Here is an 11,510-nt window from a genome sequence, read left to right on the forward strand (position 1 = left end):
AATTACAAAAAAAGAACTAGCATTTTGCTAGTTCTAACATATCATTTACTTTTTAAACATTCCACCAACGTTTGGTCCGATATTTGGTCCAAATGGTGATACATTCGGTCCTGGTCCAAATGGTGACACGTTCGGTCCTGGTCCAAATGGTGACACGTTCGGTCCTGGTCCAAATGGTGATATTTGATGCCCATGGTGATGATGGCCATGACCACATGGTCCACATCCGCCGCCAAATCCACCACCAAATCCACCAACAGATCCTGGATCACCAGGGTCTACAACATTTACGTTCGAGTTTGTTTGTGGGAAGAAGTTTTGATTTTTAATTTGTTGATGATGAACATGCGTTGTATGAGTTGGAAAAATGTGTGGTACCACCGTTGTTGAAAAAGAATGTGTTACGCATTGTTTCGTTGGATGAATGACAGGAGCTGTCGTACAAATAGGTCCTACAGGCTTATGCCCTCCAAAGCAAGGATGACAATGATGCATAGTTTTTTCTCTCCTCTCTCATTAAAAAAATCTGACTACACTTTACAATATGAGCGAGGGGGTAAAGCCGCTTGTTATATATACCCATTTATTTCATGGAAATTTGTCTAGTATCCAATTTCATACGTAATACCTATTATAGACAACCCCCTACTATTATTTACCAAAAAAGCCCCCGACTTGCTTAACAATCCCTGTTACTTGATTCATCGCGTTCATCATTTGTCCAGCTGTGTTCATCATTTTATTTACATCGTAGTTACCATCTGATGATTTAAATTGTGAAACAAAACTAGAAAACTGACTTGGTTGCTGTTGCTGTTGCTTTTGTTTATTCATCGTTGGATATGGTTGTTTTGGTGGATAAAACATAGCTTGTTGATTTACATATTGAGCTGGTGACATGTAGTTTTGTGAATTCATATACGCTTGCTGTGGTTGATTCGTATACATTTGCTGCGGCTGACTCATATGCGGTTGTTGTGGTTGATTCATATGTGGTTGTTGCGACTGATCCATGTGCGGTTGCTGTGGTTGATTCGTATACATTTGTTGCGACTGATTCGTATACGCTTGTTGCGGTTGATTCCCAAACGACACTTCAAATGGTTGATAATAATTTTGGTTTCCATAATGAGGCTCGAAAGGATACATATTATATCGTAAATATGTATCCTCATTATATTGGTACATATTTTGCTGTGCATATGGATTTGCTTGCTGATATACATTAGGTTGTTGAAACATGCATTCTCTCCTCCTTCGCATAAGTTTCTACATATAGAATATGTACCTATAAAATAAAATGTGTGACGGAGTACCTGTCTTTTTTTGTCGGAAGTTTAAATTTTTAAAAAAATTAGAAAGTAAACCCTTCCATGCTATGATAATAAGGAAGAAGATTCTCATGGGGGAGGAATCAACATGGTATTAGGGGATTTAAAACAAGCGTTTTCTCAAAAAAAGGGGTATTACACAGAAAATTTGAATGAACTGTTAGACTTTGCGAGACATTGTTATCTCGAAGGAAAAATATGCATATCAGATTACCGAACATTAATACGTGAATTAGAAATAAACGGTGCAACAAAACCTACAACAGTGACAGAAGCATAAAAAAAACAAGAGGGTTTTCCCTCTTGTTACTTACATTGATCTACGATATTTTGCAAAGTATACGAAATAGCTTGATAAGTTTCAAAGAAACGTTTACCTTTTCCCTTATTAACAAAACATTGTAGCACATTAGTTTGTAAATTATCATACACTTGATCAATTTGTTGTACATGTATATACTTAGGTCGTTCTTCCTTTATCCACCTATAAGCTAATTCTTTCCACACCTCTAACTCCGCATCTACAATATCAACAAATGGCTTCATATCCTTATAAAAATCATATTCAGCCATTTCTCTTTTTTTCACATTCGCTTCATCATTATACTGCATTAACTTCTCCGAGGACTGGATTAATGCTTCATATCCCATTTTGTTCCCACCTTATTATGCACTCACTACGACGTTTTGAAATGTCTTTACCCAGCTCCCTTTTTCTTCGTGATGCACTAATTTATTTTCCATATGCTCTATATGCATTTCTGTTATTTCTATCTTATTGCATATTTTTTCACCTTTATCCTTCAATGCATGATTCATTCTAATCCCAATATTCATTTCCAGCAAATCGAGAGAACTTAACATTTGATCCATTTTTTTCATAACATCTTCCTTCTGAACCATCGCCATATTTAAAACGCCCCCTTCTTTGCCTTTCCTTTGTCATGTAATTTCGCCGATTGATTGATTACTCCTTCTCACATGACAAAACTAGTTGATATTCGTCAAAGAAATCATTTAGTATGCCATTTTTAGAAATGGTAACAATACAAAAAGGAGGTGTATTACGATGTCAAAAAATAAAAACGAAAAAAAGAAAAAGCAAAACAAACAACAAAACAAACCTGAGACTGGTAATCCAAAGCTTGACGGTCCAAATTTCCCCGCTACATAAAGTGAAACTTTAATCAGTGAGGGTTTTGTTCATCCCCACTGATTATTAGCCTTCACCAATCGGGCGTTTACGGGCAGCAGGGCTTCCACCTACCTTCTTTGCTCCAGCCGAATTTTGAGGTGGGAGTTTTACCACCCTGAAATAGCAGGATAAAATGACCCTTTAACCAAAGCTGCTTTTACAAATAGCTAATTTCCAGTCTAACCTTCCCTATTTGCTTTCGATAAGTGCTGAGGTTAAAGTCGTACTGCCGGCAAATAGCGAAGTAAAAAGTAATTTGTTGAAGAACATATTACTTTTAATCAAGAAGCCCCGCCTTCATGTAGGAAGGCGGGACTTTTTGATTATATCATGAACTCATCTATTCTTTTAACAAAACTACTTAATATAGAAAGAGTATGTATTTGCTCCCTCTTCTTTCTATACCATTCTGTGATATTAATTTCCCCCTTAGGTTTTTTAAGTAAAAATAATGAATCTATTTCCACCCCTTCACTAAACCAATCTTTTTCCATTAATTTTTCATGAGTGACAATAGAATACACATCCCGAAGAGCCGGCGTACATGATTTTCTAATTCCCCTTATATTACATTCATAATCCATCCTTGATCCTGTATGTCTAGTTTGCACTGCAAATTTATAAAAAGAAGCCTTATACTTTGAATGAAATAATAACCAAGCTAATTGCTTCCCAAGTTCTATACGTTTTTGCAACGTTTCAAATTGATAAACTGAAAATCCATACATTCCCCCTTCCACCATTGGAAAAATAACTGCACTAACGTGAAATATTTCTTGAAATTTGAATAGTGCAGTATCAAATACATGTTTTTGAAAGTATGCATTCTCGATTACTGGTTTTTGAATTTTATTTTGTTCATTAATAATAAGCGCCGTCATAAGCCTATTTATATCTTTTTTCTCCCAAAACGCGACCCATTCTTTTTCCATAAAAATTGATATGTTGAAAAATTGTAACAAATGGAAGAGCGGCGCACATCTCTTTTTACTTTCCTCATACAATAATAGTTGAGGAAATGCATCTAAGAAAATGAGCCAATTGGCTTTCTCATACAAAAGAAATAATCGTCTCTTAACTGTTTGAGATAAAAGATTAGAATAATATTCTCCTTCTAAATCAGTCATGTTCCATCCCCCATTCCTCGAAACCATACTTGCTAAAAAAGACCATCTAATTTCTCTATTTCTCAAAAAATATTCTTGGTAAGATTGTGTACGTGAAATATTATCTACGTTAGCTACATCCGTTCTCTCTTTAATATGAAGAACTATAGCTTTTTCCTCTTCTGTACAAAAAATATCATTACGGTTCTGTTTAATTTTTTCGTAATCATTCCATCGAAACATGAGTAAGTCACCATACCTTTCTTGAAAAAGGTCACATCTTTTTTCATTTTTTGATATAATCACCTTTGTAAGTAATTCTTATCAAGTTGGGAGTGGACAAAATATGACCATTCGTTACCCAAATGGGAAAAGGTTCGATCAAGCTTCACAACCTCATAAAACACCAATAAAAAAACATACTTACAGTAATAGAGGTATGTCCCTTGAAGAGGAATTGAATGAAACCAATCAATATTACTTAACCCATAATATTGCATGCGTACATAAAAAACCTACACCTCTTCAAATTGTAAAAGTAGATTACCCCGCTCGAAGTGCTGCAGTGGTAAAAGAAGCGTATTTCAAACAACCTTCTACAACAGATTACAACGGTGTATACAAAGGGAAATACATCGATTTTGAAGCGAAAGAAACTAAAAATAAAACCAGTTTTCCACTTCAAAACTTCCACCTTCATCAAATTGAACATATGAAGCAAGTAGTCGCTCATAATGGAATTGCATTCGTTATTATTAAATTTACACTTTTTGATGAATTTTATTTATTAGATGCCAAACATATTATTGCATTTTGGAATCGTCAAAATACTGGTGGACGTAAATCGATTACAAAACAAGAAATAGAAGAGCATGGGTCTTTATTATCATGCGGTTATCACCCTCGAATTGATTATATACGCGTACTAGACACGGTTTATTTTTCGTGATAGAGTCATCACTAAGGCTCTTTTTTCGACTTTTGGGGGAGAGAATGAAAGGTAGGAGAAAGTATAATGTCAGATAATTATCGTTCTCGTACAGAACGAAATCATGTAAAAAATCAAACGAAAGAAACTCATAAAGAAGAAAAGCCAAAGAAAAAAGGTTCCTTTTTCAAGAAATTCCTTATAGGTTGTCTACTTCTTGGTATTGTCGGCCTCGTAGCTGGCGTTTCGGCTTTCTTTGTTATGGTAAAGGACGCTCCAAAATTAGACAAATCAAAACTTGTCAATCCTTTATCAACAAAGTTTCTTGATAAAAACGGAAATTTCTTCTATGAATATGGTGCTGAAAAACGAACCCATGTTACATACGATCAAATTCCAAAAGTAGTGGAAAGTGCATTCCTTGCGACTGAGGATGCTCGCTTCTACGATCATAATGGAATTGATTTTATACGTACTGGAAAAGCAGTTATGGAAAATGTCACTGGTGGTTTCGGATCACAAGGTGGTAGTACGATTACACAGCAAGTAGTTAAAAACTATTTTCTAACAATGGACAAAACCGCAAAGAGAAAAGTGCAAGAGTGGTACTTATCTTATAAATTAGAGCAACAGTACTCTAAACATGAAATTTTAGAAATGTACTTAAATAAAATTAATCTAGGTAATCGCTCTTACGGTATTGCAACAGCAGCAACAAAATATTACGGCAAAGATTTAAAAGACATACAATTACATGAAGCTGCAATGCTCGCTGCTTTACCCCAAGGTCCTAACATTTATGATCCAACTAAACCAGAAAATGTCGAGCGGGCAACAAAGCGTCGCAATCTTGTACTAGGATTTATGGAGCGCCATGATTTTATTACAAAACAACAAATGGATGAAGCAATAAAAATCCCTGTAATACAAGGACTTCTTCCATCTTCAGAAGTGACTGAAATGAAGTATCAAGCATTTATAGATGCTGCTGTAAAGGAAGTTGAAAAAGAATACCCTGATGTAAATATCGGTTCAGATGGTTTAACGATTCATACAACACTTGATCAAGATGCTCAAGATTACGCTGAGAAAATTATGGATGGCAATCTCATTAAATATCCAAACGATCAGTTCCAAGGATCATTTGTATTTATGGATACACAGTCTGGAGAAGTTCGAGCAATTGGTGCTGGGCGTAAAGAAAGTAAGTCTACTTTCAAAGGTCATAATATGGCAGTTGATTTAAAACGCCAAGTTGGTTCAACAATGAAACCAATTTTCGACTATGGTCCAGCAATTGAGAATCTTCAATGGTCTACTTATCATCAATTAAATGACTCTGAATATACTTACTCTGATGGCACAAAGATTAAAAATGCTACAGGTAATTTTAAAGGTGACGTTTCACTTCGTGAAGCATTGAAGAAGTCATTAAACATCCCGGCTTTAAAAACAGCTCAAGCAGTCGGTATTCCTAAGGCACAAGAGTTTGCTGAAGGTTTAGGAATGACGTTTAAAGATGGGAAAGCATATGAATCTACTGCAATCGGTAGTAATGAAGGCTCTCCGTTAGATGTCGCTGGAGCTTATGCAACATTTGGAAATGACGGTGTATACAATAAACCTCATTTCGTTAAAGAAGTTATTTTCCCAGATGGAAAAAAGAAAAGCTTTAAACCGAAAGAACAGCGTGCAATGCACGACTATACAGCTTACATGGTTACTGACGTTCTTCGTGACGTAGTAAAACCTGGTTCTGGCGGTACAGGGTCAACAGCATATGTTTCTGGATTCGACGTTGCTGGTAAAACAGGAACACAAAACTTTGATAAATCTGTTATTAAAAAATACGGTATTCCAGCAGATGCCAACAGAGATAGTTGGTTCGCAGGATATACACCACAATATACAATGGCTGTATGGACTGGTTATGAAAAAGATAGCCCAGAAAATTACATTAGCGATCGTTCTACTAGAATTGCTCAGCAAATGTTCCAAGCAATGATGAGCAAATTTGCTACGGATAAATCTCGTTTCGAGCGCCCTTCTTCTGTACAAGAATTAAATGGAGAACTGTACATTAAAGGTGCGAAAAAAGATGCAGTTAAAGAAATTAAAGTAGATCCACCTAGTGGCCTTAATGTCGCTTTCGATGGCGCTAGCACAGTGACACTGAACTGGTCTGGACCATCATCAAATGTTGATGCATACGCAGCAAGCTATAAAGCTACTGACGGTTCTAGTGGTAGCTTATCAGTAAGCGGTACGACAGCTACTCTTGGTGGTATTAAACCAGGTGTTACTTACAGCTTCTCTGTAGTAGCGAAAAAAGGTACTGGAACAAGTCCTGCAATTGGTGCATCATTCACTGCGCCTGGCGGAACTCCAGATGCGAAAAAAGCTGAGGAAGAGGCTAAGAAGAAGGCTGAAGAAGAAGCTAAGAAAAAGACTGACGAAGAGGCCCAGAAAAAGGCCAATGAAGATAAACTAAAACAAGAAGAAGCTACAAAAAAAGCTGAAGAAGAGCAGCGTAAACAACAACAACAGCAACAACAGCAACAAGAACAACAACGTAAACAGCAAGAAGAAGCTCAAAAGAAAGCTGCTGAAGAAGAGGCTAAGAAGAAGGCTGAAGAAGAAGCTAAGAAAAAAGCTGAAGAAGAAGCTAAGAGAAAAGCTGAAGAAGAAGCTAGAAAAAAAGCTGAAGAAGAGCAGCACCAACAGAATACCGGAGGAGATACACCTCACGCAGACGGAGATGTTGTTACATCAGAGTCTTAATAACAAAAAAGAAGTCCTTACTCTTAACGAGAAAAGGACTTCTTTTTTGTTATCATTTTCTTAACATGTAGCTTTTCTATTTCAATATACAACTGTGCTAATTGAATATACGAATGATAATTACTCGGTTTCTTTATAATAAATGAGTATCGTTCTATAAAATTAACAGGTTGTGCTTCCAATTCATTCGTATTTACTTGCATTTCATGCAAACTATGAACAGGCTTCTCATTTAGCCAATATACAACCGATAGCAAGTGTGCTGCAAAAAGAATCATCGGACCCTCAGCTTCTTGTTTTTTTCGGTTTCGAAATAGTGTAGCAATTTCTTCATGCCTGCTTTTCCATACATTTAATACCGCTGGAATACTTGTTTCAATTTCATTCCACGGCTCATATTGTCTTTCGATATCAAATATAAAGTAAGTATTTTGTATTATTTCTTCAAAAGATTGGTCTGTATGATACGTAATCGAATTTGCATTCTCTTTAAAAAATGGTACGCACCGAAACTCTTTCGGTATTTCTATAACTCGCTCCATCCTTTATTTCCCCTTCATTCGTTTCTTTCCTTCGCGACATATTTCTAGTAATCGACACTCTTCACATTGTGGTCGCTGCGCCTTACAGTAATAACGTCCGAAGAAAATCATACGGTGGTGTGTAATCCCCCACTCATCCATTGGAATTTTCTTCATCAATGTCTTTTCCACTTCTAACACAGAATCTTTCCATCTACAAATTGCTAACCGTTTACTCACTCTCTCTACATGCGTATCAACAGCAATCGCTGGAATCCCAAACGCTACCGAAACAACTACATTCGCTGTCTTTCTCCCTACTCCTGGTAATTTCGTCAACTCGTCACGGTCTTCTGGAACTTTCCCATTGTAATCATCTAGCAACATCTGGCACAATTTTTGAATATTTTTCGCCTTATTTCTAAACAGTCCAATGGAACGTATATCTTGTTGTAATTCTTCTAAAGACACACTTAAATAATCTTCTGGTGTTTTATATTTTTGGAATAAGTTTTTCGTCACTTTATTCACAAGTGCATCTGTACATTGTGCAGATAATGCCACCGCGATTACAAGTTCAAATGGATTATCATGAATTAATTCACAATGCGCTTCTGGATACATATCCGCCATTGTATCTAAACAATAGCGAATTTGCGTTTTATTCAACATGTCTTTCCTCCTACATTACTGCTCCAACCAATTGTAAAAAGGCACTTTCCCAGTAAATTTTGTTTCTTGTTTTGTTGTTTGTTGTGTACGTTGTTGATTCGCTCTAAATTTTTGGCCTTGATTTTGCGCTTGCTCTACCGTTTTAATTCCGTTCTTTTTCCACTCAAATAAAATACGATCAATATACCGGAAATTAAGTTTACCACTCATAACAGCTTCTCTGAGAGCCGCTTGAATTAAATTTGGATGATGTTGATCTTGATCTTCCCACATTCCTAATGTTTCACATTCAAACGGTGAGAGCGGTCTTCCAAATTCTTTTTCAAATACTGTATATAAATTTACTTGAAGTTTCTTTTTTTCTTTCTGTTCTTCCTCTATTGATTCATCCATTAAAAAATGCAATATTTTTTCCCAAAGTGGTTGTAAAGAATAACTTTCACACATCATCGCTTCTGATCTTTGTCCGCCTTCTAGCGCTAAAAACCCTTTTTGGATTAATGTCTGAATCACTTCCATACATTTCATTTCTGTTATCGTCATCCGCTCTGAAATCTCTGAAGGAGTCGGGAACGAATTACCTGATTCTAAAAATGTGTGTACATGAAGTACCACCATAAATTCCGTTTCATTTAGGCCTAGCTTTTTATAATGCATCATAAGCAATTTAGGAATCGCTATGCTTCCCTGTTCAAACCATTGTAACATCATTTTTTTTTTCATCACCAAACACCTCGTTCTCTAGTATAACACACCTTCAGTCATTTCTTTTTGCCACAATTCGTCAAAAAAACCTCCCTATATATAGGGAGGTTCCTTGCCATTTACTACAAAAAACAGAAGATTAAGCCTGTACTTTGCTTTTCATGAACGTATGAATTCGTTCTAATGCTTTCTCTACTTGCTCAAGAGATGTCGCATACGATAATCGAACGTTATTTGGCGCACCAAATCCTGTACCTGGAACAAGAGCTACTTTTTCCTCTTCTAATAATGCTTTTGCCCACTCATCAACTGTATCATACCCAGCTAACGCTACGGCTGCTTTTACATTTGGGAATAAGTAAAAAGCACCTTGTGGTTTGATACAAGTGAAACCAGGAATTTGAATTAATTTATCATAAATAATGTTCAATCTTTCTTCAAACGCTTGACGCATTGTTTCTACAGGTTCTTGTGAGCCTGCATACGCAGCAATTGCACCGTATTGAGCAATTGAAGTAGGGTTTGACGTACTATGACTCGCTAAGTTCGTCATCGCTTTAATAAGCTGCTTATTTCCTGCTGCATATCCAATGCGCCACCCTGTCATAGAATGTGATTTAGATACACCATTAATAATAAGTGTTTGTTCTTTTAATGCATTAGAAAGCTGGGCAATTGAAGTATATTCTACATCACCATAAATTAATTTTTCATAAATTTCATCTGAAACAATTAAGATATTATGTTCTAAACATACTTCTCCAAGCTGTTGTAATTCCTCTTTGCTATAAATCATTCCTGTTGGATTGCTCGGTGAATTAATAATAACTGCTTTCGTTTTCTCTGTAATTGCCTCACGCAGCTGCTTCGCTGTAATTTTGTACTCATTGTCTTCCAGGCCTTCTACGTAAACTGGCTTACCTCCAGCAAGCTTTACTTGCTCAGGATAACTTACCCAATAAGGAGTTGGGATGATAACTTCATCTCCTTCATCAAGCAACACTTGGAATAATGTATATAATGCATGCTTTGCACCGTTACATACAATAATTTCAGATGGATCATACGCAATTCCTTGATCACGTGTAAACTTCTTCACAATTTCTTGTTTTAACGTTTGTAATCCACCTGTTGGTGTATACTTCGTATGTCCTTCTAACATCGCTTTATGTGCAGCATCCATAATATGTTCTGGCGTATTAAAGTCAGGTTCTCCTGCCCCTAATCCAATTACATCATGACCTTCTGCTTTTAATGCTTGTGCCTTTGCTGTAATTTCTAAAGTTGCAGATGGTGTTAAAGCAGCTACTCGCTTTGCTAATTTCATTTGTAGTTCCCCCTACATCTATTTTTCAATGCTATATCGTTTTAAAAACTGACCATCTTGAAATGCAAGATTGTAGTAACTATAACGATTGTCATCATCAATATATGTAACTTCCCATAGTGGTATATTGTTTTCAACGCCTAATTTTACTTTTAAAATTTCTTTAGGCTTACTCTTGGGCTCTTTACTGTCATCTCCGACTTGTTCAATCGTTCTTTGTAAAGCATCTTTTTCAGAAATACCTTCGCTCTTTTTCCTTACTATAGTTTCCCCTTTTTTCTCAGGCACCCAAACGATAAGTTGTTCTCCTTTTTCATCTGTACCTTGTACGACTGTATATGAAGATTCTCCATTATAATAATCTACAGATTTTACTTTTGTAAGCTTTGCCTTTTCTTTTGCAATTTCTACAGATTTTTCCTCTTTAGGGATTTTCTTTTCCATTGCTTTATTATAAACATACGCCCCATATATTCCGCTAGCAACGATTACGATAACGATTGCAAAGATCCACTTTTTCATTGTATCACTACGTTCTGTAAATCGTAAATACAGCTGTTTCTTTATCTTTTTCGTCTAATGCTAATCCGAACATGAGGTCCTGCTCTTTTAACGTACGATTCAAACTATCAACGATTTTATACAAGTCAGACGAATATTTAATACGCGTCGTTGATAGGACTTCGATTTTCTTATCCATGAAAAAACTCCTCCGTTACACAAAAATTTCTAATTATAGAAGAACGCAATACGGTTACAATAAGAGTACATTCTTTACAACCCCTGCTTCATCACCCATCTATTATAGCAGGACATGTACTGCAAAAAAAGGTTTCAAGTCGAAAACCAATACATTTTGTATACAAGAAGTAAGAAAAATAAAATTCCTCCTACCCACATTTTTTACGCCTGAAGCTTAAATGTACTTCAGGCGTATTTTTCTT

Annotated in this window: 15 protein-coding genes; 4 read left to right on the forward strand and 11 right to left on the reverse strand. The window is 36.1% G+C overall.

Annotated features, from left to right (window positions below; all coding sequences use genetic code 11):
* Positions 1–45: 45 nt before the first annotated feature.
* Positions 46–495 carry a CotD family spore coat protein gene (locus tag QCI75_RS19085; RefSeq protein WP_215552650.1) on the reverse strand — a complete coding sequence of 150 codons (450 nt, stop codon included), beginning with the start codon at positions 493–495 and terminating at the stop codon, positions 46–48.
* A 156-nt stretch (positions 496–651) separates the two neighbouring features.
* Positions 652–1,242, reverse strand: coding sequence for a YppG family protein (locus QCI75_RS19090; protein ID WP_144504795.1), 591 nt, complete (start codon positions 1,240–1,242; stop codon positions 652–654).
* Between the two features lie 177 nt (positions 1,243–1,419).
* On the opposite strand from QCI75_RS19090, the gene QCI75_RS19095 reads away from it, so the two are divergent.
* Complete coding sequence (locus QCI75_RS19095; RefSeq protein WP_105583985.1) at positions 1,420–1,611, forward strand: YppF family protein; 192 nt, start codon at positions 1,420–1,422, stop codon at positions 1,609–1,611.
* Between the two features lie 26 nt (positions 1,612–1,637).
* Here QCI75_RS19095 and QCI75_RS19100 read toward each other — a convergent pair whose 3' ends face one another.
* Both QCI75_RS19100 and QCI75_RS19105 read right to left on the reverse strand, forming a co-directional pair.
* Positions 1,638–1,982: a YppE family protein gene (locus QCI75_RS19100; RefSeq protein ID WP_144504797.1), complete on the reverse strand. Its 345-nt coding sequence runs from the start codon at positions 1,980–1,982 to the stop codon at positions 1,638–1,640.
* A gap of 15 nt (positions 1,983–1,997) precedes the next feature.
* The gene (locus QCI75_RS19105) at positions 1,998–2,240 is read right to left on the reverse strand and encodes a hypothetical protein (protein WP_002117753.1); all 243 of its coding nucleotides are present in this window, start codon (positions 2,238–2,240) and stop codon (positions 1,998–2,000) included.
* Positions 2,241–2,358: 118 nt separating this feature from the next.
* Here QCI75_RS19105 and QCI75_RS19110 point away from each other — a divergent pair, with 118 nt between their 5' ends.
* The gene (locus QCI75_RS19110; protein WP_337692276.1) at positions 2,359–2,505 is read left to right on the forward strand and encodes a phage portal protein; all 147 of its coding nucleotides are present in this window, start codon (positions 2,359–2,361) and stop codon (positions 2,503–2,505) included.
* 344 nt (positions 2,506–2,849) lie between these two features.
* On the opposite strand, the gene QCI75_RS19115 is transcribed toward QCI75_RS19110, so the two are convergent.
* The gene (locus tag QCI75_RS19115) at positions 2,850–3,875 is read right to left on the reverse strand and encodes a DUF2515 domain-containing protein (RefSeq protein ID WP_353761025.1); all 1,026 of its coding nucleotides are present in this window, start codon (positions 3,873–3,875) and stop codon (positions 2,850–2,852) included.
* A 103-nt stretch (positions 3,876–3,978) separates the two neighbouring features.
* Here QCI75_RS19115 and recU point away from each other — a divergent pair, with 103 nt between their 5' ends.
* Positions 3,979–4,581: a Holliday junction resolvase RecU gene (gene recU, locus QCI75_RS19120; RefSeq protein ID WP_144504801.1), complete on the forward strand. Its 603-nt coding sequence runs from the start codon at positions 3,979–3,981 to the stop codon at positions 4,579–4,581.
* 66 nt (positions 4,582–4,647) lie between these two features.
* Positions 4,648–7,341 (forward strand): PBP1A family penicillin-binding protein, encoded by a 2,694-nt coding sequence (locus tag QCI75_RS19125; RefSeq protein ID WP_353761026.1) that lies wholly within the window; start codon positions 4,648–4,650, stop codon positions 7,339–7,341.
* Between the two features lie 23 nt (positions 7,342–7,364).
* On the opposite strand, the gene QCI75_RS19130 is transcribed toward QCI75_RS19125, so the two are convergent.
* The 6 genes from QCI75_RS19130 to QCI75_RS19155 all read right to left on the reverse strand — a co-directional run bounded on the left by QCI75_RS19130 (position 7,365) and on the right by QCI75_RS19155 (position 11,266).
* Positions 7,365–7,883 carry a YpoC family protein gene (locus QCI75_RS19130; RefSeq protein ID WP_144504804.1) on the reverse strand — a complete coding sequence of 173 codons (519 nt, stop codon included), beginning with the start codon at positions 7,881–7,883 and terminating at the stop codon, positions 7,365–7,367.
* A gap of 3 nt (positions 7,884–7,886) precedes the next feature.
* Positions 7,887–8,534 carry an endonuclease III gene (nth, locus tag QCI75_RS19135; RefSeq protein WP_144504806.1) on the reverse strand — a complete coding sequence of 216 codons (648 nt, stop codon included), beginning with the start codon at positions 8,532–8,534 and terminating at the stop codon, positions 7,887–7,889.
* 15 nt (positions 8,535–8,549) lie between these two features.
* Positions 8,550–9,257: a DNA replication protein DnaD gene (gene dnaD / locus QCI75_RS19140; protein WP_144504808.1), complete on the reverse strand. Its 708-nt coding sequence runs from the start codon at positions 9,255–9,257 to the stop codon at positions 8,550–8,552.
* Positions 9,258–9,378: 121 nt separating this feature from the next.
* A complete protein-coding gene (gene aspB / locus QCI75_RS19145; RefSeq protein ID WP_144504810.1) occupies positions 9,379–10,566 on the reverse strand; it encodes an aspartate transaminase AspB in 1,188 nt (395 codons plus the stop codon).
* 18 nt (positions 10,567–10,584) lie between these two features.
* Positions 10,585–11,088 carry a cell wall elongation regulator TseB-like domain-containing protein gene (locus QCI75_RS19150; protein ID WP_076536378.1) on the reverse strand — a complete coding sequence of 168 codons (504 nt, stop codon included), beginning with the start codon at positions 11,086–11,088 and terminating at the stop codon, positions 10,585–10,587.
* Positions 11,089–11,095: 7 nt separating this feature from the next.
* Positions 11,096–11,266 carry a YpmA family protein gene (locus QCI75_RS19155; RefSeq protein ID WP_000358352.1) on the reverse strand — a complete coding sequence of 57 codons (171 nt, stop codon included), beginning with the start codon at positions 11,264–11,266 and terminating at the stop codon, positions 11,096–11,098.
* Between the last annotated feature and the right edge of the window lie 244 nt (positions 11,267–11,510).

This window comes from Bacillus cereus group sp. RP43 (assembly GCF_040459645.1).
GTDB classification, from domain to species: Bacteria; Bacillota; Bacilli; order Bacillales; family Bacillaceae_G; genus Bacillus_A; species Bacillus_A mycoides_C.